This is a genomic window from Romboutsia sp. D33t1_170424_H2, from assembly GCF_015669105.1.
GTDB classification, from domain to species: domain Bacteria; phylum Bacillota; class Clostridia; order Peptostreptococcales; family Peptostreptococcaceae; genus Romboutsia_C; species Romboutsia_C hominis.
In genome coordinates this window covers 15,287-39,788 of the sequence record NZ_JADOZQ010000017.1, presented here as the reverse complement: position 1 = coordinate 39,788, position 24,502 = coordinate 15,287, and the positions used below count along the sequence as shown (strand labels likewise).

The 24,502-nt window shown below is 28.4% G+C and carries 21 protein-coding genes and 1 rRNA gene; 2 read left to right on the top strand and 20 right to left on the bottom strand.

Annotated features, from left to right (window positions below; genetic code table 11):
- The 10 genes from I4U66_RS13355 to I4U66_RS14855 all read right to left on the bottom strand — a co-directional run.
- Nucleotides 1-404: ribosomal RNA gene (locus I4U66_RS13355) — 16S ribosomal RNA — on the bottom strand; the annotation flags it as partial.
- 609 nt (nucleotides 405-1,013) lie between these two features.
- A complete protein-coding gene (locus I4U66_RS13350; RefSeq protein WP_176579628.1) occupies nucleotides 1,014-2,069 on the bottom strand; it encodes an ABC transporter substrate-binding protein in 1,056 nt (351 codons plus the stop codon).
- Nucleotides 2,066-2,743, bottom strand: coding sequence for an ABC transporter permease (locus tag I4U66_RS13345; protein ID WP_092923305.1), 678 nt, complete (start codon nucleotides 2,741-2,743; stop codon nucleotides 2,066-2,068). Before I4U66_RS13345 ends, I4U66_RS13350 begins: the two co-directional genes overlap by 4 nt.
- Nucleotides 2,744-2,847: 104 nt before the next feature.
- The gene (locus I4U66_RS13340; protein WP_166504874.1) at nucleotides 2,848-3,687 is read right to left on the bottom strand and encodes an ABC transporter permease; all 840 of its coding nucleotides are present in this window, start codon (nucleotides 3,685-3,687) and stop codon (nucleotides 2,848-2,850) included.
- A 2-nt stretch (nucleotides 3,688-3,689) separates the two neighbouring features.
- Nucleotides 3,690-4,733: a spermidine/putrescine ABC transporter ATP-binding protein gene (gene potA, locus I4U66_RS13335; protein WP_092923259.1), complete on the bottom strand. Its 1,044-nt coding sequence runs from the start codon at nucleotides 4,731-4,733 to the stop codon at nucleotides 3,690-3,692.
- Nucleotides 4,734-4,750: 17 nt separating this feature from the next.
- On the bottom strand, nucleotides 4,751-5,290 hold the full coding sequence (locus I4U66_RS13330; protein WP_092923256.1) for a helix-turn-helix domain-containing protein: 540 nt from the start codon (nucleotides 5,288-5,290) through the stop codon (nucleotides 4,751-4,753).
- A 375-nt stretch (nucleotides 5,291-5,665) separates the two neighbouring features.
- Complete coding sequence (locus I4U66_RS13325) at nucleotides 5,666-8,500, bottom strand: immunoglobulin-like domain-containing protein (RefSeq protein ID WP_195929207.1); 2,835 nt, start codon at nucleotides 8,498-8,500, stop codon at nucleotides 5,666-5,668.
- A gap of 340 nt (nucleotides 8,501-8,840) precedes the next feature.
- Nucleotides 8,841-9,590 (bottom strand): glucosamine-6-phosphate deaminase, encoded by a 750-nt coding sequence (nagB, locus tag I4U66_RS13320; RefSeq protein WP_195929205.1) that lies wholly within the window; start codon nucleotides 9,588-9,590, stop codon nucleotides 8,841-8,843.
- Nucleotides 9,591-9,608: 18 nt separating this feature from the next.
- Nucleotides 9,609-10,739 carry an N-acetylglucosamine-6-phosphate deacetylase gene (gene nagA / locus I4U66_RS13315; protein WP_092923220.1) on the bottom strand — a complete coding sequence of 377 codons (1,131 nt, stop codon included), beginning with the start codon at nucleotides 10,737-10,739 and terminating at the stop codon, nucleotides 9,609-9,611.
- 11 nt (nucleotides 10,740-10,750) lie between these two features.
- Nucleotides 10,751-11,485, bottom strand: a complete 735-nt coding sequence (locus I4U66_RS14855; RefSeq protein WP_092923217.1) for a GntR family transcriptional regulator — start codon at nucleotides 11,483-11,485, stop codon at nucleotides 10,751-10,753.
- 338 nt (nucleotides 11,486-11,823) lie between these two features.
- Between I4U66_RS14855 and I4U66_RS13305 the strand changes: the two genes are divergently transcribed.
- Nucleotides 11,824-12,666 (top strand): CvfB family protein, encoded by an 843-nt coding sequence (locus tag I4U66_RS13305; RefSeq protein WP_092923214.1) that lies wholly within the window; start codon nucleotides 11,824-11,826, stop codon nucleotides 12,664-12,666.
- 45 nt (nucleotides 12,667-12,711) lie between these two features.
- On the opposite strand, the gene I4U66_RS13300 is transcribed toward I4U66_RS13305, so the two are convergent.
- From I4U66_RS13300 to I4U66_RS13290, 3 genes are read right to left on the bottom strand one after another with little or no spacing between them, the layout of a single operon-like run.
- Complete coding sequence (locus I4U66_RS13300) at nucleotides 12,712-13,890, bottom strand: NAD(P)-dependent malic enzyme (protein WP_092923210.1); 1,179 nt, start codon at nucleotides 13,888-13,890, stop codon at nucleotides 12,712-12,714.
- Nucleotides 13,891-13,906: 16 nt separating this feature from the next.
- The gene (locus tag I4U66_RS13295; protein WP_092923207.1) at nucleotides 13,907-14,455 is read right to left on the bottom strand and encodes a Fe-S-containing hydro-lyase; all 549 of its coding nucleotides are present in this window, start codon (nucleotides 14,453-14,455) and stop codon (nucleotides 13,907-13,909) included.
- A gap of 9 nt (nucleotides 14,456-14,464) precedes the next feature.
- Nucleotides 14,465-15,304 carry a fumarate hydratase gene (locus I4U66_RS13290; protein ID WP_195929203.1) on the bottom strand — a complete coding sequence of 280 codons (840 nt, stop codon included), beginning with the start codon at nucleotides 15,302-15,304 and terminating at the stop codon, nucleotides 14,465-14,467.
- A 172-nt stretch (nucleotides 15,305-15,476) separates the two neighbouring features.
- Between I4U66_RS13290 and I4U66_RS13285 the strand changes: the two genes are divergently transcribed.
- Entirely contained in the window at nucleotides 15,477-15,689 is a 213-nt protein-coding gene (locus I4U66_RS13285) for a DUF378 domain-containing protein (protein ID WP_092923204.1), read from the top strand.
- Nucleotides 15,690-15,763: 74 nt separating this feature from the next.
- Here the strand turns inward: I4U66_RS13285 and ybaK are convergent, their stop codons facing one another.
- From ybaK to I4U66_RS13250, 7 genes are all read right to left on the bottom strand, one after another.
- Nucleotides 15,764-16,243 (bottom strand): Cys-tRNA(Pro) deacylase, encoded by a 480-nt coding sequence (gene ybaK, locus I4U66_RS13280; RefSeq protein WP_092923201.1) that lies wholly within the window; start codon nucleotides 16,241-16,243, stop codon nucleotides 15,764-15,766.
- A gap of 3 nt (nucleotides 16,244-16,246) precedes the next feature.
- Nucleotides 16,247-18,037, bottom strand: a complete 1,791-nt coding sequence (locus tag I4U66_RS13275) for an aminopeptidase P family protein (protein ID WP_195929201.1) — start codon at nucleotides 18,035-18,037, stop codon at nucleotides 16,247-16,249.
- 169 nt (nucleotides 18,038-18,206) lie between these two features.
- Entirely contained in the window at nucleotides 18,207-19,037 is an 831-nt protein-coding gene (locus tag I4U66_RS13270) for an energy-coupling factor transporter transmembrane component T family protein (protein WP_092923195.1), read from the bottom strand.
- Nucleotides 19,034-20,740, bottom strand: coding sequence for an ABC transporter ATP-binding protein (locus I4U66_RS13265; RefSeq protein ID WP_195238569.1), 1,707 nt, complete (start codon nucleotides 20,738-20,740; stop codon nucleotides 19,034-19,036). The genes I4U66_RS13270 and I4U66_RS13265 overlap by 4 nt, the downstream gene beginning before the upstream one ends.
- 19 nt (nucleotides 20,741-20,759) lie before the next feature.
- Nucleotides 20,760-21,317: an ECF-type riboflavin transporter substrate-binding protein gene (locus tag I4U66_RS13260; RefSeq protein ID WP_092923189.1), complete on the bottom strand. Its 558-nt coding sequence runs from the start codon at nucleotides 21,315-21,317 to the stop codon at nucleotides 20,760-20,762.
- 292 nt (nucleotides 21,318-21,609) lie between these two features.
- Nucleotides 21,610-21,996, bottom strand: coding sequence for a hypothetical protein (locus I4U66_RS13255; protein ID WP_092923186.1), 387 nt, complete (start codon nucleotides 21,994-21,996; stop codon nucleotides 21,610-21,612).
- 215 nt (nucleotides 21,997-22,211) lie between these two features.
- Nucleotides 22,212-24,185: a YgiQ family radical SAM protein gene (locus I4U66_RS13250; protein WP_195238567.1), complete on the bottom strand. Its 1,974-nt coding sequence runs from the start codon at nucleotides 24,183-24,185 to the stop codon at nucleotides 22,212-22,214.
- Nucleotides 24,186-24,502: the final 317 nt, after the last annotated feature.

Genomic DNA, 24,502 nt, shown 5'->3' with positions numbered 1-24,502 from the left:
CCTTCATCGCTCACGCGGCGTTGCTGCATCAGGCTTTCGCCCATTGTGCAATATTCCCCACTGCTGCCTCCCGTAGGAGTTTGGACCGTGTCTCAGTTCCAATGTGGCCGATCACCCTCTCAGGTCGGCTACTGATCGTCGCCTTGGTAAGCCGTTACCTTACCAACTAGCTAATCAGACGCGGGTCCATCCTGTACCGCAAAAACTTTGATGTTTTTACCATGCGATAAAAACATATTATCTCGTATTAGCATACCTTTCGGTATGTTATCCGTGTGTACAGGGCAGGTTACCCACGCGTTACTCACCCGTCCGCCGCTCTTCTCCGAAGAGAATCGCTCGACTTGCATGTGTTAGGCACGCCGCCAGCGTTCATCCTGAGCCAGGATCAAACTCTCAAATATAAGTTTTCCTGCTCAGACTATCATTATCTGAATATCTGGCTTGGTTTGTTTTCGATTCTTTTAAGAATCAGTTATATAAATTAACCTACTGTTTAATTTTCAAAGTTCATTTTAAGCGACTATATTGGCGCTTACTTTTTTGTTTTGCCCTTTTCTTAAGGACAAGTATAACTATACCACCTTGAACGTATATAGTCAATAGTTTTTATTATTTTTTTATTTATATAAATCTCATACCTCTCTTCTTGTTTTTAAGTTAACATATGTCTCTTTAAATTAATAATATAATACTATAATCAAATTATATTACTTTAATAGGACATTCAATGGGTGGTGCTATATGCATTAGGTATATATCTAGATACAATGGATATGGAGTATCAAGACTTTAAAACTCTTATTTAGTTCATTTAGAAGAAGATGGGCATAAAGCCTTCTATGAATCAAGAGATATAATAAATAATGTTCTGGAAGAGTTTATAAAACAAACTACAAAAGAAACTATTTTTATATATAAACAATAAGAATTATGTATTAAGTTTTATCTATTTATAAATTAACATAAAGTATAATTTCTTTTCAAAAAAAAGAGTAGAATACTCTACTCTTTTACTTTGATTTTAACTCAATCCAAGCTCTATCATATAATTTTATTTTGTCATCTAAATCTATAAATGTCTCGCATTTATCCAGTAACTTTTTAGGTGGATATGCAACTGGATTTTCAGTTGTTTGTTCATCTAATAGCTCTATTGCTCCCGTATTAGGTATAGAATATCCAATATATTCAGCATTTTGCTTAGCATTTTCAGGTTCTAATAAAAAGTTAATAAACATTTCAGCTTCTTTCTTATTTTGTGCTGTTTTGGGTATGCACATAGCATCTACCCATTTATTAGTTCCCTCTTTTGGTATTACATAAGCTAAGTTAGGATTTTGTTCCATTAAGGTAACTGCATCTCCAGAATAAATTATTCCCATAGCAACTTCTTCGCCTAATAATCTATCTTTACCTTCATCATTAACATATGCTAAAACTAAATCTTTTTGCTTCATAAGAAGTTCTTTTGCTTCTTCTATTTCTTTTGGATTTGTAGTATTCATACTGTATCCAAGTTTTTTTAATGCTATTGCCATAGTATCCCTAACTGAGTCAAACATCATTATGTTTCCTTTATATTTTGGATCCCATAATATGTCCCAGCTATCAACAGGCTCTTTTACCATTTTCTTATTATATAATATTCCAAATGTTCCCCACATATATGGTACGCTGTACTCATTATCTGGATCATATACTGGATTTAAAAAACTCTTATCTATATATTTCATATTTGGTATATTTTTAAAGTCTATCTTTTGAAGTAAGTCCTCATTTCTCATTTTCTCAACCATATAATCTGAAGGGAAAACTAAGTCATAATTAGTACTTCCACTTTTAACTTTCTGATACATCATCTCATTTGTATCATAAGTCTCATATAATACATCTATTCCAGTTTCTTTTTCAAACTTAGCTATAAGATCTTCGTCTATATAATCCCCAACATTGTATACATTAAGTACTTTTGTAGAATCTGTAGAACTTTTACATCCAGTTAATGCTACTGAACTTATTATACCTATAGTTAAAAGCGATATTATCTTTTTTCTTATTTTCACTATTTGTCACTCCCTGCTACTATAGATTGTTTTTTATTTGATATTAAAAGCAATATTAATACTACTGTAAACATTATAGTAGATAAAGCATTTATTTCTGGTTTTATACCTCTTCTTGCCATACCATATATTTCTATAGAAAGATTACTAACTCCATTTCCTGTATTAAAGAAACTAATTATAAAGTCATCTATTGACATCGTAAATGCAATTAAAAATCCTGATATTATTCCTGGTTTTATTTGAGGAAGTATTACTTTCCTAAGTGCATACATAGGTGTAGCACCTAGGTCCATTGCTGCTTCTTCTATGTTTTGTGGCATCGACCTAACCTTAGGCAGAACCGACAATATTACATATGGTATACTAAACATTATATGAGCTAATAACATAGTTGTAAAACCAAACTCTATGTTTAAAAAAGCAAATAAACTCATTAGAGCTACTGCTGTTACTATATCTGGGTTTAGCATAGGAAGATAGTTTACATTTAACATTACCTTTCTTCCTCTTGTTCTCATCTTTTGTATTCCTATTGCACTTATAGTTCCTACTATAGTTGCTATTATAGATGAAATTAAAGCAACTATTATAGTGTAGTATAGTGCACTCATTATATTCTCATCATGTATTAATCTTTGGTACCACTTAAACGTAAATCCACTCCAGTGAGCCATTGATTTAGAATCATTAAATGAAAATACAACTAGTGCAAATATTGGTGCATATAAGAATAAGAATACCAAAAACAAATATACATTAGATATTACTTTCTTTAACTTTAAAATAATAACCCACCGCCTTCTTTATCTGATTCATCATCAACTTTAGACATTACTGCCATTGATATAAGTATTACTATCATCATAAATATAGAGACTGCTGAACCAAAGTTCCAATCTCCTACAACAGTAAATTGTTGTTCTATTAAATCACCTATTAACATAAATTTACCACCACCAAGTAATCTTGATATAGCAAATGTTGTTACAGATGGCATAAATACCATTGTTATTCCAGAAACTACGCCTGGCAAACTTAATGGGAATATCACTTTGGTAAATACTTGTAAACTATTTGCTCCTAAATCTCTTGCAGCATTTATTAAATCATTATCCATCTTAGATAAAGATGTATATATAGGTAAAACCATAAATGGTAAGAAATTATAAACCATTCCAAGTAATATTGCTACATTAGTATATAATATGCTAACAGGTTCTATTCCAAATATTCCTAATAAATAGTTTAAAAGTCCATTTTTACCAAGTATAGCAACCCATGCATAAGTTCTTAATAAAAAGTTCATCCACATAGGAAGTATAAATAATAATATTAATGTTCCTCTTCTATTTACATTTGCTTTTGATATTAAATATGCTACTGGGTATCCTACTAAAAGACATATAATTGTAGATATTCCAGCTAATGTTATCGATCTAAAAAATACTTTAAAATAAATAGGGTCCATCAATTCTTTGTAGTTAGCTAAAGAAAACACTCGACCATTATCTGTTTCTATAGTAAAACTAAAAACAAATACTAGTATTAAAGGGATTACAATAAATATTGCACTCCATACTATATATGGATATGCTAGTATAGATTTTTTATTTTTCATAATTAATTTTGCTCTTTTCTCATTATATGGATATCTTCTGGATATATATCCATTCCTAATTCTGATCCAACTTGTGCATTTTTAGTATTATGAAGAATCCATTTTCTATCATTTTCTTTAACTTCTATTTCATAATGAACACCCTTAAATATACTAGATGTAACTGTCCCTTTTAACATTGAATCCTCTGGATTTACCATTTTTATATCTTCTGGTCTTATTACTACTTCTATATTTTCATTTTTTTCAAACCCTTTGTCTACGCATTCAAATACTTTACCGCAAAATTCAACTTTATAATCTTCTAACATAATTCCATCAAATATATTACTTTCTCCTATAAATCTTGCAACAAATGAATTTTTAGGTTCATTATATATATCTTCTGGTGTTCCCATTTGTTGTATCTTACCTTTGTTCATTACAACTATAGTATCTGACATACTAAGAGCTTCTTCTTGGTCATGAGTTACAAATATAAAAGTTATTCCCAACTTCTTTTGCATTCTCTTTAATTCTATTTGCATCTCTTGTCTTAGCTTTAAATCTAACGCCCCTAAAGGTTCATCTAATAATAATAATTTAGGTTCATTTACTAATGCTCTAGCAATAGCAATTCTTTGTTGTTGCCCTCCACTTAGTGAATCAACCTTTCTATTTTCTTTTCCTTCTAATGCCACTAATTTTAACATTTCTTTTACTTTTTCATCTATTTTATCTTTAGGCATTTTCTTTATCTTAAGTCCAAATGCTATATTTTCATATACATTCATATGAGGAAACAATGCATATTTTTGGAAAACTGTATTTACAGGTCTTTGGTATGGAGGTATTTCATTAATCTCTTTTCCTTCAAATAATACACTACCTTCATCTGCCTGCTCAAACCCTGCTATTATTTTAAGCGTTGTAGTCTTACCACATCCACTTGGACCTAGTAACGTTAAAAATTCATTTTTCTTTATATCTAAAGATAAATCATCCAAAACTTTTAAATCATCATATTGTTTTGATAGATTTCTTAATTCAATTATATTTTCACCCAATTATTAACACCTCTTTCCTAGAATGATGGAGGAGTTGATACCCAAATCACTTTTGCAGTAGTTTTTCCTGCATTTGATATGTAGTGATTAGCTCTTGGCTTAAAGTAAAAACTCTCTCCTTTTCTTACTTTATTATATTTATCTCCTATATGAAGGTATATGGCTCCTGAAAGAACATAGCCAAACTCTTCACCTTCATGTGGCTTTTCTTCCTTATACCTACCGCCTGGTTCTAGAGTTACTATTACAGGCTCCATTTCATTTTTTTGTGAATTTGGAACTAACCATTTAAATGTATATTTAAGATCTTCATCTTCTGTCTCAAACATATCATCCTTTGTAAAACAAATTCTTTCATCATCTATTTCATTAAAAAATTCTCTCAAGTTTGTTCCTAATATTTCTAATATATCTATAAGTGTAGCTATGGATGGTGAAGTTAAATTATTTTCTAATTGAGATATAAATCCTTTTGATAATTCACATCTATTAGCTAATTCTTCTTGAGTCAATTGCTTTTCAATTCTCATTCTCTTTATTTTCTCACCTATATCCATCTTTCCACCTCCTAATTTTCATATTTTTAGTAAACATATTGTTTAAAATACCTAAACATCAAAGTTTATTATATAAAACTTCTATATATAATTCAATAGTTTTTTTAATTTTTTCATTTTTAAAGCATTACATATAAATCAAGTATTTTACTGGTTTTATATGTAAAACACCTCTACATTTGTTTATATTAATATTCATAAAGTTTAGTATCTCTAACTCACTTTTATAATCTAAAAAATTTTAACTCTTTTATATTTTTTATTTTTCTTAAAGTATATATATCATCTATTTTCCTTAAATTTGTAAACCCTATACTAATGTAAAATAAAATCGCATAAATAATTTAGGTTAAAATAAAAAAAAATAAGGCTTAACTAAGCCTTATTTTTTTTTATTTTATTTACAACTAGTCCTAATAATGCTACTAGTACTAAAGCAATATATCCTAAACTACCTGTATCTCCTGTTTGAGGATTAAAATTATCGTTTATCTCGATTTTATTAGGTTGATGTAAACTACTTGGTTTATTCGCGCTTACAATACTATTTGAGCTTACACTACTTTCATTTGACTCTGATTTATTTTCAGTCTGATTGTTATTTGTATCATTTTTAATAGAATCTAGTAAAACGGTAACTATCCTTTTTACAGTAGTAGTATTTCCATCACTGTCTGTTACCGTATATATTAATTCATATTTACCTGGCTTATTGACATCTACATTTCCTGTTATCTTAATATCCTTAGTTATATTACCATCCTCAGTATCTGTAGCAGTTACTCCAGCCATTGGATCAAATTCCGTTCCTTCTCTTATACTTACATTATCAGCTCCAGTTATTACTGGTTTATCATTACTTTTTACTGTAACTGTAATTGTCTTAGTAGCTGTCGCTCCTTTACTATCTGTTACTTCATATTTAACTGTGTAAGTACCTATCTTATTTGTGTTAACTGTATCTTCCACTACTTTAATTTTATCAGTAATATTGCCATCCTCTTTATCATTAGCAGTTACCCCTGTTAATGGATTAAACTTTTCTCCAACATTTATTATCCTGTTCTCTGCATTTATCGTTGGCACTGCATTTATTTCTACCATTTTAGGATTAACTATAATCACTCTTTTTACAGTAGTAGTATTTCTATCACTGTCTGTTACCGTATATATTAATTCATATTTACCTGGCTTATTAACATCTACATTTCCTGTTATTTTAATATCTTTAGTTATATTACCATCTTCAGTATCTGTAGCAGTTACTCCAGCCATTGGATCAAATTCCGTTCCTTCTCTTATACTTATATTATCAACTCCAGTTATTACTGGTTTATCATTACTTTTTACTGTGACTGTAATTGTTTTAGTAGCTGTTGCTCCTTCATTATCTGTTACTTCATATTTAACTGTGTAAGTACCTACCTTATTTGTGTTAACTGTATCTTCCACTACTTTAATTTTGTCAGTAATATTTCCATCTTCTTTATCATTAGCAGTTACTCCTGTTAATGGATTAAACTTTTCTCCAACCTTTATTGTTTTATTCTCTGCATTTATCGTTGGTGCTTTATTTACTATAAGTTCGATTGGTTGAATTACATTACCTGAAAATTCAGCATTACATTTACCAATATTTACATTCTTTGAAAAAGAGTAATTTTCACTATTAACATTTATATCTTTCCATAAGATTTTGTTAGTATCTTTATTATATAATCCATTTTCAGAAATATTTGATGGTTCTATTTTATTTCCTTTTTCATCTACTATTATGTCATCAATTTCTATTGACCCCAATTGCTTTACTTTTTTTGATTTTAATTTTATATTTTGGTTATCTAATTGTAAGTAATTTAAATGGTTCAAACTAGCTAAAGGAGTTATATTGCTTATTTGATCATTGTTTAATTTTAAAAAAATCAGTTTATTTAGATTAGCTATAGGACTTATATCACTTATCTTATTATCTGCTAAATCTAAAATAATTAACTTAGATAATCTCTCTAAGATATTTATATCACTTATTTGGTTATTAGCTAAGTGCAAGATAGTTAATTTAGTTAAATTTGATAAAGGAGTTATATCACTTATTTGATTATTATTTAAATTTAAAAAATCTAAATTAGTCAAATTTTCTAAAGAGTTTATGTCATTTATCTCATTATCACTTAAATATAATCCTGCTAATTTAGTCAATCCTCCTATAGAACTTATATCACTTATGTGATTGTAAGACAAATGCAAGCCATATAATTTAGTTAAGTTTGACAAAGGAGCTATATCACTTATTTGATTGTGATTTAAATATAAATAATTTAAATTAGTTAATTTTGATAAAGGGCTTATATCACTTATTTGATTTTCAGTTAAGCGCAACGTAACTAAATTAGTTAGATTTGATATAGGACTTATATCGCTTATTTGGTTATTAGTTAAGTCAAAAGTAGATAAATTAGTTAATTTAGTTAAATTTGATACATAACTTATATCACTTATTCGATTATTAGCTAAATCCAAATCAGCTAAATTAGTTAAATTTAATACAGGACTTATATCACTTATTTGATTTCTAGCTAAGTTCAAAGTAACTAAATTAGTTAATTTTGATATAGGACTTATATCACTTATTTGATTATTATTTAAGTGCAAAATAGTTAATTTAGATAAGTTTTTTATAGGACTTATATCATTTATTTGATCTCCATCTAAGTATAAGTAAGTCAAATTCACACAATATTGCAGTCCTTCTAAATCTGATATTTTTGAATCAATTACAGTTAATCTTTTTAATGACTCTAATTCAGACTTACTTATATCTGCATCCAAATCTTTCTTTCTTAACTGTTTATTTATTGCTCTTTTTAAATTTATATCTTTAATATCAATTATTTTACTTTCTTTAACCTTTTCATCTACAGATTTAGCATCGCTATTTACTATAGGTTTATTTTCAATTTTTAAATTATTATCTTTAATTTCATTTTTAGTATCTATACTTTCTGTGTTAGAAATTTCTGTAGATGGCTCATTTTTTTTATCTATAGAAATTGGATCTAAATGTTCTTCTTTATTCAAACCAATTCCAGTTGTATCTTTATTACTAGACTCTATTTCATCTGCTAGTACATTTACCATCATTGATTGTATAGTTACTGTTGTTGTAATTACTAATACAAATGTCTTTTTAATATTATTTTTTTTGCTCATTAGATTTTTCCCCCCTTTATTTAATTAAGATTCAAATAAAAGTTTTATTAAATAGAACATTATAAAATAATGGAAATTATTGCTACTTACCATTCTTACCCCTAAAAACTTTTTAAAATCAAATTTCAAAAAATAAAATTATTGATACCTAATATTCATATATAGATTTATAATACTTAAATTCATATGAAAATTAGTATAGGTTTAAAAAATTTCTCTATTGGTTAAATAATCATCTAAAACCCAGTTGTACAATTTTTTATACCATTTAATGAAATATAAATACTTAAAATATAATTTTAATTAATAAAAAATAACACCTCATATGAGGTGTTATTTTTTATACTAACTTATAATCTTTTTGATCTAACTTACTTGCTGAGTCTTTATCTAAGATTAATACTATATCATTATGAAATTGTAATATTGATGCTGGTACTTCTGGTAAAACTTTTCCGTAAACTGTATTGTATATAGCTTCTGCTTTTCCTTCCCCTGATGCTAAAAGCATTATTTTTTTAGACTTAAATATTGAACCAGTCCCCATAGTTATAGCCTTTTTAGGTACCTCATCTATGCTATCAAAAAATCTTGCATTAGCTTCTATTGTACTTTCCTTTAAATTAACTAGATGAGTTCCTCTTTCAAAGTTTATTGTAGGTTCATTAAATCCTATATGGGCATTGTGACCTATACCTAACACTTGTATATCTACCCCTCCAGCTTCCTTAATAGCCTCATCATAGTTTTTGCATTCTTTTTCTATATTATCAGTCATACCATTTGGTATATGTATATTTTCTTCTTTTATATTTATATGATTAAATAAATTTTCTCTCATAAAATAGTCATAACTTTGCTCATTAGATTTTGGAAGTTCAAAGTATTCATCTAAATTAAATGTTTTAACTTCAGAAAAGTCTATAAGACCTTCTTCATACATACTTACTAATTCTTTATACATTCCTATTGGAGTACTTCCTGTAGCTAATCCTAAAACAGAATCTGGCTTTAGTGTTAATTGACTCGCTATCATTTGTGCAGCTTTTTTACTCATTTCATTGTAATCTTTACATACTAATATTCTCATGATAAATTATCCCCTCATCTATTTTTTGTATATTACTTTTCCACAGTTTATAGTCATATGACAGTTTATATCCTTATCAAATATAGCTATATCTGCATCCTTTCCTATTTCTATACTACCCTTTTTGTTATCTATGCCTATTGATTTGGCAGGGTTTATTGATGCTAATTTTATAACTTTTCTCATATCTAAATTAGTATTATTCATAAAATTGTAAACCATCTTATTAAGAGGCATAACACTTCCTGCCAAACTTCCACTTTCTAACCTTGCTTGATTACTTTTAACAATGACCTTTTGACCACCTAAAGAATATTCTCCATCTTCTAATCCACCAGCTTCTATTGAATCCGTTATAAGAATTATCTTATCTTCACCTTTATTATTCAAGATAAATTGGAATAAATCCTTCATTATATGTATCTCATCAGCTATTACCTCACAATATACATTAGTTGTAAGAGCAGCTCCAACAACCCCAGGATTTCTATGATTTAGTCCGCTCATTCCATTAAATGTATGTGTTATATTACTCGCTCCCATATTTATAGCTTCTTTTGCTTCATCATACGTAGCTTTACTATGACCTATTGATAAAACTATGTCTGTGTTAGCTTTAATTTTTTTTGTAAATTCCATATCTACATCTTTTTCTGGCGCATAAGTTATTATCTTTATTACATCCTTGTATTTTTCTATAAATTCATAAGTTGGAGCAACTATAAATTTTTCATTTTGAGCTCCTTTATAATCTTTATTTATAAATGGCCCTTCCAAATGAGTCCCTATAATTTGGGCCCCTTTAGTATCTTTATCCATATATTTCTTTATAGTGTCTATGGCATTTGTTATACTCTTTTCATCCATAGTCATTGTTGTTGGTAAAAATGAACTTACACCATGTCTTGCTATGGATTTAGCTATCGTACAAATAGCATCATCAGTGCCATCCATTGTATCTTTTCCCATGTTGCCATGTATATGTATATCTATTAATCCAGGACATACATAATTTCCATTGGCATCTATTATTTCACAATCTTTTGGTGCTTCATTAACTATATTGATTATCTTCTCATTAAATACTAGTACTTTATTTTCTAATATTTGATTTTCTAAAACTATTTTTCCATTAACTATACATTTCATACTTATCACCCCTACTCACTTAATATTAACTCATATTGATACTTATCACTTCTAAATATAGATATTGTATATTCTATTGGCTTACCTTCAGTATTATATGAATTTCTTTGAAGCTTAAGTGCTAATGATCCTTCTTCTGTATCTAATATATTAGATTCTTCTTCTGATAAAATCACTGGCTCCATAGTCTGCCTAGCTTTTGTTATCTTATAGTTATAGTTTTCACTTAGCATTTTATATAACGAATTATTATCTAACATCCCTTTAGTAAAACCTTTGCACATTTGCTCCGACAGATAGACAGTTTCTATACCAAATGGCTCTCCATCTGTATACCTTAGTCTAACTACCTTATATACATTAGTCTTTTCATCTTTTATGTTTAATTTATTTTTTATTAAGTCACTTGGTACTTCCATTTCAAAAGATAGTATATCAGTCCTTATGTTTATACCCTTTTCTTTCATTACATCTGTAAATCCTTTTACATTTGAGAACTCATATTTTTTCTTTTCCTTAGCAACAAATGTACCTTTACCTTGTACTCTATATAATATTCCTTCACTTACAAGACCCATAATCGCCTTATTGACAGTCATGCGACTTACATTTTGTCTAGAACAAAGCTCTCTTTCAGGTATTATAGCGTCTCCTTCTTTTAATTCTCCATCTTCTATCATTTTTCTAATTATAGAACTTAATTGTATGTGAAGTGGAGTGGTAATATTTTTATCTACTATTTCCATATTTTTCACCACTCTTTTTATGTTGTAATATTTATTTTGGTATATACCAATTGTACTTTATTTCTATCTATCTATTCAATAGTTTATTTAAAATTTGCATAAAATATTTTTAAGTATATACAATGACAAATTTTAAATAATTCATTATACGATAAAAATAATGTTTTTGCATCATGTTCTTTATATGTTATATGTAATATTTTGTTTAACATGTGTGCTTTCTATGGTATTATATTAAGATACACTATTAAACTTACATATTTTAATTTTAATAAAAGCATAGTATTTAATTATTTTAATCGTATATATTAAATCAAAATTTAAGGAGATGATAAAACTTGATAAAAATAGGTGATTTCAATAAACTTGAAGTTAAGAGAGAAACAAGCTTTGGTTATTTTTTAGATGGAAAAACATCTAATTCAAAGGATGATATTTTACTTCATAAAAGATTTATAGGACATAACAAAATAGAACTTGGAGATGTAGTAAATGCATTTATCTATATAGATTCAGAAGGTAGACGTACAGCTACACTTATACCTCCTAAAGGTAAAGTAGATGAAATATGCTACTTAAAAGTTGTTGCTCACACTAAAATAGGTAGCTTTATAGATATTGGACTTCCAAAAGATATATTAGTTCCTTTTAAAGCTAAAACTTACGATTTAGAAAAGGGGAATAGATATTTATTCAATATATATCTTGATAAAACAGGTAGGCTTGCTGCTACGACAGATATAGATAGTTTATTAACAACAGACCACAGTTATAATATAGGAGATACAGTTTCTGGTATAGTTTATGGATTCCAAACTAATAATAGCGCTATGGTATGTGTAGATAATAAATATGCTGCAGTTATACTTGCTAATGAATACTTTACAGATTTAAAACATGGAGATAAACTTGAAAATCTAAGAGTTATAAAGATTTATGAAGATGGAAAGTTAGGACTTACTCCTAGACAAGAAAGAAAAAATGAACTAGATTCTCTTGAGTCTCAAATAATAGATTATTTAAAGAGTAATGATGGTCATATGAATTTTAATGATAAAAGTTCTCCAGAAGATATATCAAAAGAATTTAAAAGCAGTAAGAAAAACTTTAAACGTGCTCTTGGAGTACTAATGAAAAAAGATTATATATATCAAAATGAAAATGGAACATATTTAAAATAAAAATATAAAAAATGGAGTTTACTTAATTGTAAACTCCATTTTTTATTAGATTCTATTAACTTTAGTTTTTATAGCAGCTTTTTTAACAGCATTTGCTACATTATTAGTAACATCTTTATTGAACGGATCTGGTATTATATTTTCTGAAGATATTTCTTCTTTTCCTATTGTATTTGCTATTGCATAAGCTGCCGCAATTTTCATTTCTTCGTTTATATCACTAGCCCTAACATCTAATGCCCCTCTAAATACACCTGGAAATGCTAATACATTGTTTACTTGATTAGGAAAATCTGACCTTCCTGTTCCAACTACAAGAGCCCCTCCTGCTTTAGCTTCATCTGGCATTATTTCAGGTATTGGATTTGCCATAGCTAAAACCATAGACTTATCTGCCATAGTTTTTATATCTTCTCTATCTAATAAGTTTGGCGCAGATACACCTATAAACACGTCTTTACCTTTTATTACTTCTTTTAAAGTTCCTCTTTCATTTCTAATGTTCGTTATATCTAACATATCTTTCTGTGCCCAGTTTAGATTGTCCATTTCTTCATTTATAGCACCATATTCATTACAGAATATTACATTCTTAACCTTCATACTTAATAGTATCTTTCCTATAGCTAATCCTGCAGCTCCCGGTCCGTTTATTACTATTTCTAAATCCTCGATATTTTTACCAGATAATTTTGAATAGTTTATTATAGCTGATGCAACAACTATAGCCGTACCATGTTGATCATCATGAAATACAGGTATATCCATTTCTTTTTTTAATCTAGATTCTATTTCAAAACATCTAGGAGAACTTATATCCTCTAAGTTTATTCCTCCAAATACTGGCTCCATTAATTTTACGGTATTTACTATTTCATCTACATCATTTGTTTTAAGACATATAGGGAATGAATCTACATTCGCAAACTCTTTAAATAATATTGCTTTTCCCTCCATAACAGGTATAGATGCTTCTGCACCTATATTCCCAAGTCCTAAAACAGCACTTCCATCACTAACTACCGCAACAATATTCCCTTTTGATGTATATCTATAAACATCATCTTTATTTTTATGTATTTCTTGACAAGGTCTGGCAACACCTGGAGTGTATGCTACTGCTAATTCATCTCTATTCTCTACTTTTACCTTACTTACTACACTTATTTTCCCTTTGTTTTCTTCGTGCATTTTTAAAGCTAATTGTGCATAATCTTTAGACATATTCTACCTCCGTGTTTTATCTTTTACAATAAAGTCTCCTACCTTTTTCGTATATATTTTCACCATAACTATCTATAGCTACAATTAATTGCAAATCTTCTATTTCTAATCTTCTTATTGCCTCTGCACCTAAATCATCATAAGCTATAACTTCACAAGATTTTATAGAATTTGATATATAAGCACCTGCACCACCTATCGCCGCAAAGTATACAGCCTTATGTTTTTTGATACCTTCTATTACAGCTTCACTTCTTTTGCCTTTTCCAATCATAACCTTAAGACCCCTTTCTAATAGAGGAATAGTTAAGTCATCCATTCTATAACTTGTAGTTGGCCCTGCTGAACCTATCACCTCATTTGGCTTATTTGGAGTTGGTCCAACATAATATATAGCCTGTCCGCATATATCAAAAGGCATTTTTTCTTTTCTTTCTATAGTTTCAATAAGTCTTTTATGAGCAGCATCCCTTGCAGTATATATAGTTCCACTTAAACTTACTACATCTCCACATCTTAGCTTGATTATTTCTTCATCGGATAATGACATATTTAATTTAATCATAAATCACCCCTATATTATAACTTTTTTATGCCTTGAAGCATGACAGTTTATGTTTACTACAACAGGAAGACCCGCTATATGAGTTGGAAATGTTTCTATATTTACAGAAAGAGCTGTTGTATTTCCACCTAAACCTTGTGGTCCTATTCCCAATTTATTGATTTCTGTTAATAATTCCCTCTCTAACTCTGCTATAAATTTATCTTTGTTGTATTCTCCAATCTTTCTAAGTAAAGCTTTTTTTGATATTTGAGCACACTTATCTATAGTTCCACCTACACCAACACCTACAACTATAGGTGGGCATGGATTCGGACCAGCTTCTGATACTGTATTTATTATAAATTCTTTTATCCCCTTTACCCCATCAGATGGTTTTAACATCTTCATTTTACTCATATTTTCACTACCAAAACCTTTAGGAGCAAATTCTATTTCTATTTTATTTCCTTTTACCATTTCATAGTGTATTATAGCCGGAGTATTATCTTTCGTGTTAATTCTATTTATAGGATCTACTACGGATTTCCTAAGGTATCCTTCTTCATATCCTTGTCTAACCCCTTCATTTATAGCAACTTCTATTGTACTTCCACTTACTAATACTTCTTGACCTACTTTTACAAAAAACACCGCCATACCAGTATCTTGACAGATTGGTATATTTTTTTCATTTGCTACTTTTGTGTTTTCTAAAAGTACATGTAATATATTCTTCCCTAATTCACTTTCCTCTTTTTCTAAGTTTTTATGTATAGCGCATACAACATCCTCTCCTAAATTTATGTTGGCATCTATACACATTTTTTTTACTGCTTCTGTAATTTTATGAGATTTAATTTCTCTCACTCGAACATACACCCCATTTTTATTTTTAATATTCGTAACACAATTAGACTTTATCATTTTTTACAAATTTTAACAATATATTGCTTATATTTTAATTATTTTAATATTATGTATAAAATGTAATTATTTGTTAATCATATAATATACAAATAATTTTTTTGGAGGTATAACTATGGATATGTTATATGATATAGCTCTTATACTAGTTATTATTGGTGCTATAAATTGGGGTCTAGTAAGTATCGCTAATTTTGATTTAGTTGCAGCAATTTGTGCTGGTGGAGGAAGATTTGGTAATATAAATACTTTAAGCAAAATAGTATACGGCTTAGTAGGACTTTCAGGGATTTATATAGCAATAGATTACTTTATGGCTATGATGTAAAATTTATATTTACCTAACTTTATAAAAACATAATTTTTTATATAAAATAAAAAAGAGGGTATTTACCCTCTTTTTTATTTTATAATATCTCTAAACTCTAAATTAATTATATCTTTTAAATCTTTTGGTGAAATCTCTACTTGGTAACCTATTTTACCAGCGCTAACTATAATGTTATCAAGTTCTTTTGCACTTTCATTTACAAAAGTTTTATAAAGTTTTTTCATACCTATAGGTGAACATCCCCCCCTTATATATCCAGTAAACTTATTTATATCATTTACATTAATCATCTCTATACTTTTTTCGTTAGCTACTTTTGCTGCTTTTTTTAAGTCTAAATGTTCATTTACAGGTATAACATATACATATATGTTTTTACTTTGAGATATAGCTACTAATGTTTTATATACTATGCTAACATCTTTACCTATCTTCTGAGCTACTTCAACTCCATCTACATGTTCTCCTTTTTTGAATTCATAAGAGTACATATTATATTTTATTTTTTTAGAGTCTAGTATTCTACATACATTAGTTTTTACCTTACTCACTTATTATATCTCCCTTGTATAATTTCTTAACCACTCACACTCATCTTTACTTAAGAATGGTGATATTTTATCAAATACTTCTTTGTGATAATTGTTTAAGTATTTCTTTTCATCTTCTAACATTAAACTTGCATCTACTGCATCTAAATCAATTGGCGCAAAAGTTATAACCTCAAAGTCCATGAATTGACCATATTCATTTTTCTCAGCTTTTCTTGTAACTACTTCATTTTCTATTCTTATACCATGAGAACCTTCTATATATACCCCTGGTTCATTAGTAGTTACCATACCTTCTTCAAGCACACAACTATCATCTCTTTCTGGTACTACTCTCCATCTAAATCCATTTGGAGCTTCATGAACATTTAGTACAAATCCTATACCATGACCTGTTCCACATTTATAATCTATTCCTAAATTCCAAAGTGGACCTCTAGCTAATATGTCAAGATTATACCCTCTGCATCCATATAAAAATTTAGCTTTAGATAATCTAATCATACCTCTAACCACATTTGTAAAATGAGTCTTAGCATCTCTTGTTATTTCACCTAATGCTATAGTTCTTGTTATATCTGTAGTACCATCATAATATTGCCCACCTGAATCTATTAAGAATAAATCTCTTGGTTCTAGTTTATAGTTGCTTTCTTCTGATGCGCTATAATGCATCATAGCAGCATGTTCTCTATATGCAGCTATAGTATTAAAACTTGGTTCTATAAATTTATCTTGTTCTCTTCTTAAGTCTTCTAGTTTTTGAGCCGCACTTATTTCAGTTATTTCTTCTTTATCTACATTAGTTTTAAGCCAATACATAAATTTAGTGAAAGCTACACCATCTTTTATATGGCTATTTCTTATATTCTTTAGCTCTATTTCATTTTTTATTGCTTTAAACATAATAGTAGGATTTTGTGTATCTATCTTTCTAATAGATTTTGATATATTGTTATAAATAGCATAATTTACTTTATTTGAATCAAGTAACACAACTTCTTTTTCATCTATAGTTTTAACAAATTCATATATAGAGTCGTATGGTTTAACTTGTACTTTCTCTTTATTTAATTCATTTTTTATAGTTTCATCTAATTTGTCTTCATCTATAAATAAATAAACTTCATCTAAAGTTATAACTGTATAAGATAATACTACTGGATTGTGTTTTATATCTCCACCTCTTATATTAAATAACCACGCTATATCATCTAATGTTGTTATGATATGCACACTTGCTTCTTTTTCTTTCATAGCATTTCTTACTCTTTTTAATCTTTCTGAAAAACTTTCTCCTGTGTATTTAACATCTAATAAAAAAGCTTTTTCCTTTGGTAATTCCGTTCTATTTTCCCATATTTGACCTACTAAATCATAGTTATATTCTATATCAATATTTTTAAATTCTAATTTATCTTTTAAATTTTTTCCTTCTTTTGCACATACTACTTTACCATCAAAACCTAGTTTTGAATCTTTTTTCATATTATCTATTAGATATTTTTCTATAGTAGTGACACCTTCTTCTCCCATTTTAAATAACTTTATAGTACTATTTTTAAGTTCATTTTCAGCTTGTATGAAATATCTTCCATCTGTCCATAAACCTGCTTCATCTTGAGTAATTACTATTGTACCTGCTGAACCTGTAAATCCTGATATATATTCTCTTGATTTAAAGTAATCACCTACATATTCACTTTGGTGATAATCTGAAGATGGTATTAGGTAAGCATATATCCCTTTGTCGTTCATTAACGCTCTTAATTTATTGATTCTTTCTTTTATCATAGTCTTACTCCTTTCAATTTTGATTATCTTATGTACTATTTTAACACTATTTAGTAATTTTAACTAATTAATTTATATTATAATTTATCAAATATAAAATAGCCTATATGAAATTTCATATAGGCTATCATCTATGGATTTTAAATAGTATATATCTGGCAATTTTATATTATATAAAAGGATTATAAAATCTCGAACCATCGACCTTAATCATAACTATAGATATTAATAAAATTATTATTAACACTAGTATAGATATATAATCTCTTTTTTCAAATTTTCTTCTATTAAACCAAGTACGTTTTTTGTTATTTCCAAAAGCTCTTAGCTCCATAGCTAAACTTATTTTATCTATTCTTTCTAAACTAGAGAATATCAAGGGCATAAGTATTGCTGCCGAATTTTTTATTCTTTTAGATAACTTTTCTTTTTTTGATAAATCAATTCCTCTTGCTTGCTGAGCAAAAGATATATCCTTATAGTCCCTTTGAACATCTGGTATATATCTAAGAGCGATTGATACTGTATATGCAGCTTTATAACTTACACCAAGCTTATTTAATGATGCTGCAAATTCACTTGGATCCGTTGTAAGTATAAATAAAAGCGCCATAGGTATTGTTGCAAAGTATTTCAATACTACATTTAACTCATAAAATAGTTGTTCTTTTGTTATTGTATATGGGCCTATTAAGTGAAGTAAATCCGTCCTACTTCCATATATTTCTACACCTTGATATGGAGCAAATATAAATATTAAAAGTGCGTTTAGTAGTAAGAAAAATAATATAAAATAAAGCACAAAAGATACTTCTTTAAATTCAATTTTTGACATTTTAAATACTACTATTCCAACAATAAAAAGTCCAAGTAAAACTCTTGTATCATATGTTATCATTGCCGCTATTGTCCAAAGTAAAAAACATATTAACTTTGTAGCTCCAGTTAACCTATGAATAGGTGAGTCTTTCTTTATATATGACAACATTTCTGTATTCATATGTTTCTAACCCTCCTATCATAATCAATAAATCTATTTACAAATTCTACAGAATCTTTTATTTTACATTTTATAGCTAGTTCTTGTAGTGATGTTTCTTTTAAATTTGCTTTTTCTATTATCTCTTTATTTGTTAATATCTTAGTTGATTTATCATCACCTATTTTTTGACCATTTGATAAAACTACTACATTACTTGTATATTCTAGCATAAGATGCATATCATGAGTTACCATAATTATAGTAACACCCTTTTTATTTAACTCTACTAAAAATTCCATTATTTCTGTATAATGCTTGAAGTCTTGTCCTGCTGTAGGCTCATCTAGTATTATTACCTCTGGATTTAATACTAATATAGATGCTATTGTAACTCTTTTCTTTTGACCAAAACTAAGTGCTGATATGGGCCAATTTCTGTAACCATAAAGTCCACAAGTTTTAAGTACATTTTCTACTTTTTCTTTTATTTCTTCTTTATTATATCCTCTTATCTTTAAACCAAAAGCTACTTCATCAAATACCATAGTCTTAGATATCATTTGATTAGGATTTTGCATAACAAATCCTATTTTTTCCGAACGCTCTTTTATAGATTCATCTTTTATATCTTTCCCATCAAATAATATTCTTCCACTAGTAGGTTTGTAAAAACCACATATTAATTTTGATATAGTAGATTTACCTGCACCATTTTTACCTACTATACTTGCTATATCACCTTTTCTTATCTTAAAAGATACATCTTTAAGTATTTGTTTTTCAGGAGAATATGAGAAGTTTATGTTATCTAGTTCTAATATATAGTCGTTTTTAGTTTTAAATTCTTCTTTTTTAGTATTCTCATACCAGTCATTGACTTTATCTTTACACTTTTCTATATCTAATGTATTTATACTTTCAGGTTTTAAGTCTTTACTTATCTCACAACCTGAGTATTTTAAAGCAGTTATATATAAAGGCTCTCTTACCCCAACTTCTTCTAAGATATTAGTTGATAAGAGTTCATTTGGAGTAGTATCTGCTACTATACATCCTTTGTCCATAACTACTATTCTATCTACTTTACAATGAAGAACATCTTCTAATCTATGCTCTATTATTACCATTGTTTTATTTTCTTTTTGTTGTATACTATCTATAAGTTCCATAGCACTTTTCCCTGTCGCAGGATCTAAGCTTGCTAAAGGCTCATCAAATAGTAATACTTTAACTTCATCTACTGTTACTCCAGCTAAAGTTACTCTTTGTTTTTGACCCCCAGATAATTTGTATGGTGATGCTTCTAATTCCTTATCTATATCAACTAACTTAGCAGCTTTGTTAACTCTATCTATCATTTCATTTTGCTCTACACAATAGTTTTCTAGTTTAAATGCTATATCTTCTCCTACTGTAAGACCTATAAACTGGCTGTCTGGATCTTGAAGAACAGTCCCAACTACTTTAGATAATTCAAATATATTTTTATTTTTTATATCCTCATTATTTATTCTTAATTCTCCACTCATCTCTCCACTATAGAAAAATGGTACTAGCCCATTAAGGCAATGTGCTAAAGTACTTTTACCTGAACCTGATGGTCCTACTATTAATACTTTTTCACCTTCATAAATAGTCAAGTTTATATTTTTTAATGTTGGCTCAGCTTGAACTCTGTATTTAAAATTGAAGTCTTTAAACTCAATTATTTTCTTTTTCATAAATGCCTCCTTTCGCCTATTATTCTTCTACTCTTAAACTCCCGCTCTTTATTTTTGTTTTAGAGTATGTTTTTAATATTAATGTTCCTAATATACCTATTGTAACCATGTTTGATATTCCACCTATAGCTCCTTGTATGTATACCTTATTTGCAGGTTCTGCATATATAACTATATCTAAAGTAGGTGCTACAACAAACCAAGCTATTATATTTGCTACAATTTGAGTTATATTAAAAATTATAATTTGTTTAATGGAGAAATCTCCTTCATCTACTTTTATTCTTTTATACATTATACCTATTATAAGACCCACTATAGCCGATGATATTACCCAACTAAACCAAGGCATTCCATAAAACACTAAATCTTTTAATCCATGTCCTATAAGCCCTATTAAAAATCCTGCTATAGGACCATAAATTACTGCCATTAACGCTAGATAAGCATATGCTGTTTCTATGTTAGTGTTTGGTATACCACTTGGTATAGAACCAAATCTTCCCAATATCATAAATACAGCAGCTCCAATTCCTATAGCAACTATAGTTTTTATTGAAAGTTTACTTTTATTCATACTTATACCTCTCTATTTTAGATGTATACATTTATATTTATTTAAATTAAACACAAATTTTAGTATAACCCTTACTAAAAAAAATGTCAATGTTAGTCGATTTTTTAACCATATTTATACCTTTATTATTTACGTTATTTTTTATAAATACTTAATCTTTTAATTAAATAATTAATATATTTTATGCTTATAACAAAAACAAAAAAGGCAGAGAAAAATCTCTGCCTTTAAGAAATTATTGATTTTATTCTTAAGGTAACTTATTTATTTTATTAGATAATAAATAACAGCATTAATTTCCAAGTGAGTCAAATTGTAAATCAAAGCATAGTAATACTCTTGCAGTCATAGTTGTTGATAATGCTGTAATTACAACAGCATTTAATTGAGCTACTGAAATTACCGCTTCTTGATTTGGTGCTATGACAATGTCAATAGGACTTGCTTGAACTCTAATACTTACAGTTCTTGATAAGTTTCTAATCTTTATTGTAGCACGTGTAGTAGCTGGATCAGATGAGTCATAAACAACTACTCCAGCAGGTGTAGCAGTTGATCTTATAGTAAATTGTTCCTTAACAAATCCTTCACAGCATCTACTTTCTATATCACATACTTCATCTCTTATATCCTCAAAATCGTCTCTTTGGAAATATTCACAATTATTATTTCTGCACATATTATATTAACCTCCTTTTAATTAGGACAGCTTATTTGCTTGTCCTTTAATATAATATGTTTTAGATAAAATTTCGTTACACTAATCGACTTTTTTTTACATTTTTTGCTATTAATTTAAATTTCCAATATTTCAATAAACTTTTATCATTAATTTATATAAAATACTATAAAGATAATAAAAGGATATGAACTTATGTCATATCCTTTATATATTTATCTTCTTTTCTTTTTCATAGGCTTAGAACTTTTAGAAAACTTTTTACTTGACTGATTATTTCTATCGTTTTTACCTCTAGATTTTGATTCATTATTTCTTGAAGAATTTCTTCCTCTTGAAACCTTATTATTTGAATTTTTAGAATTCATGCTTCTATTTGAATACCCTCTAGCTTCTCTTGGTTTTATTAAACATCTTGGATTAAATCCTATTAAATCTTCTCTTCCAGCTTCAACTAATGCTGCATGCACTAAATCATAGTTTCTTGGAGCACTATATTGAAGTAATGCTCTTTGCATAGCCTTTTCTTGTTTAGACTTAGGAACATATACTGGTTTCATAGTTAACGGATCTATTCCTGTATAGAACATCGTAGTTGATAATGTCCCTGGAGTTGGATAGAAATCTTGTACCTGCTCTGGTTGATATTTAATGTCTCTTAAGTACTCTGCAAGCTCTATAGCTGAATTTAATGTTGAACCTGGATGAGACGACATTAAATAAGGTATAATATATTGTTTTTTGCCAGCTCTTTCACTTAATCTAAAGAATTTTTCTCTAAATTTATCATAAGTATTTCCTGCTGGCTTTTGCATATGTTCTAAAACTTCTTCTGCTATATGCTCTGGAGCAACTTTTAATTGCCCACTAACATGATGTTCAACAAGCTCTTTAAAGAACTTATCGTTTTTATCAGCCATTACATAGTCATATCTTATTCCTGAACGTACGAATACCTTCTTAACCTTAGGTAAATTTCTAACTTTTCTCAATAATTCTAAGAAATCTGTATGGTCAACTTTTAAGTTCTTACATGGATCTGGGTGTAAACATTGTCTATGCTTACACGCCCCTTTAGTTATTTGCTTTTTACATGCTTCATGTCTAAAGTTTGCTGTAGGTCCTCCAACATCATGTATATATCCTTTAAAATCTGGAAGTTCTGTTATATATTTAGCTTCATCTAGTATAGACTCATGGCTTCTACTTTGTACTGCTCTACCTTGATGGAATGTTATCGCACAGAATGAACAGCTTCCAAAGCAACCTCTTGAACTTACTATGCCAAATTTAACTTCTTCTATAGCAGGTATCCCACCCATTTCTTTGTATATAGGATGATAATCTTTAGCATAAGGTAGTGCATAAACTTTATCTAGCTCTTCTCTATTTAATGGTGGTTCTGGTTTATTTTGAACTAAGTACTTATCACCATGTCTTTGTATTATAACTTTTCCTCTATATGGATCTTGCTCATCATATTGAATTTTAAATGCTTTTGCATATTCTTCTTTACTTGAACATACATCTTTATATGATGGTATCTCTACATAATCATCATATATTTCTTCTTTACTATCTGCTATATAACAAGTTCCATTTATATGTCTTATATATTTAGGATCAAATCCATCATTTAAAGCATTAGCTACTTCTACTATTTGTCTTTCACTCATACCATAAACTAATAAATCTGCACCACTATCTATTAGTATAGACTTTCTTACTTTATCTCCCCAATAATCATAATGGGCAAATCTTCTTAAACTTGCTTCAAGCCCTCCAATTGCTATGTTAGCATCTTTGTAAGCTTCTCTAATTTTATTACAATAAACTATTACTGCCCTATCAGGTCTAAGTCCCATTTTGCCACCTGGAGAGTACATATCTTTGTCTCTACGCTTTTTACTTACTGAATAGTGATTAACCATCGAGTCCATATTTCCTGAATTAACTAAGAAACCTAGCCTTGGTTCTCCTAACTTCATAAAATCATCAGTACTTTTCCAATCTGGTTGTGCTATTATTCCTACTTTATACCCTGCATTTTCTAATACTCTAGATATTATAGCTGTACCAAAGCTATGGTGGTCAACATAAGCATCTCCTGTAACTATAACAAAATCTAGTTGTTCCCATCCTCTATCTATCATATCTTGCTTGCATATAGGTAAAAATTTGTTTTCCATTTTATCACCTGCTTAATCTATATTTGTCTATTTTAACATATTAAAAATTCATTTTCTGTCTTTAGGTCTTAAGATTTAATTATATCATTAATTTACTTTATTTTTAATCATTATTTGTTTATTTTTATCAAAATTAAAATAAGTATGGTAATTTTATATAATTTCCTGGAAAATATTTATGCTTACTGTCTCATTTTATATTTTACTACACAAAATAGATACTCTTAATTATTATTAACCACTTAATATAAATATCAAACAAAAGTATTAGTTAAAATGTTTATTTATTAGTTTTTAGGCTATAAAAAATTTTTAAT

Excerpts from the sequence above, each read along its gene's own strand:
- I4U66_RS13345 (WP_092923305.1), bottom strand. The coding sequence starts at position 2,743 with ATGGCTCACTGGAGTGGATTTACGTTTAAGTGGTACCAAAGATTAATA.
- I4U66_RS13340 (WP_166504874.1), bottom strand. The coding sequence starts at position 3,687 with ATGAAAAATAAAAAATCTATACTAGCATATCCATATATAGTATGGAGT.
- I4U66_RS13330 (WP_092923256.1), bottom strand. The coding sequence starts at position 5,290 with ATGGATATAGGTGAGAAAATAAAGAGAATGAGAATTGAAAAGCAATTG.
- I4U66_RS13325 (WP_195929207.1), bottom strand. The coding sequence starts at position 8,500 with ATGAGCAAAAAAAATAATATTAAAAAGACATTTGTATTAGTAATTACA.
- nagB (WP_195929205.1), bottom strand. The coding sequence starts at position 9,590 with ATGAGAATATTAGTATGTAAAGATTACAATGAAATGAGTAAAAAAGCT.
- nagA (WP_092923220.1), bottom strand. The coding sequence starts at position 10,739 with ATGAAATGTATAGTTAATGGAAAAATAGTTTTAGAAAATCAAATATTA.
- I4U66_RS14855 (WP_092923217.1), bottom strand. The coding sequence starts at position 11,485 with ATGGAAATAGTAGATAAAAATATTACCACTCCACTTCACATACAATTA.
- I4U66_RS13300 (WP_092923210.1), bottom strand. The coding sequence starts at position 13,890 with ATGTCTAAAGATTATGCACAATTAGCTTTAAAAATGCACGAAGAAAAC.
- I4U66_RS13295 (WP_092923207.1), bottom strand. The coding sequence starts at position 14,455 with ATGATTAAATTAAATATGTCATTATCCGATGAAGAAATAATCAAGCTA.
- I4U66_RS13285 (WP_092923204.1), top strand. The coding sequence starts at position 15,477 with ATGGATATGTTATATGATATAGCTCTTATACTAGTTATTATTGGTGCT.
- I4U66_RS13275 (WP_195929201.1), bottom strand. The coding sequence starts at position 18,037 with ATGATAAAAGAAAGAATCAATAAATTAAGAGCGTTAATGAACGACAAA.
- I4U66_RS13270 (WP_092923195.1), bottom strand. The coding sequence starts at position 19,037 with ATGAATACAGAAATGTTGTCATATATAAAGAAAGACTCACCTATTCAT.
- I4U66_RS13265 (WP_195238569.1), bottom strand. The coding sequence starts at position 20,740 with ATGAAAAAGAAAATAATTGAGTTTAAAGACTTCAATTTTAAATACAGA.
- I4U66_RS13260 (WP_092923189.1), bottom strand. The coding sequence starts at position 21,317 with ATGAATAAAAGTAAACTTTCAATAAAAACTATAGTTGCTATAGGAATT.
- I4U66_RS13255 (WP_092923186.1), bottom strand. The coding sequence starts at position 21,996 with ATGTGCAGAAATAATAATTGTGAATATTTCCAAAGAGACGATTTTGAG.
- I4U66_RS13250 (WP_195238567.1), bottom strand. The coding sequence starts at position 24,185 with ATGGAAAACAAATTTTTACCTATATGCAAGCAAGATATGATAGATAGA.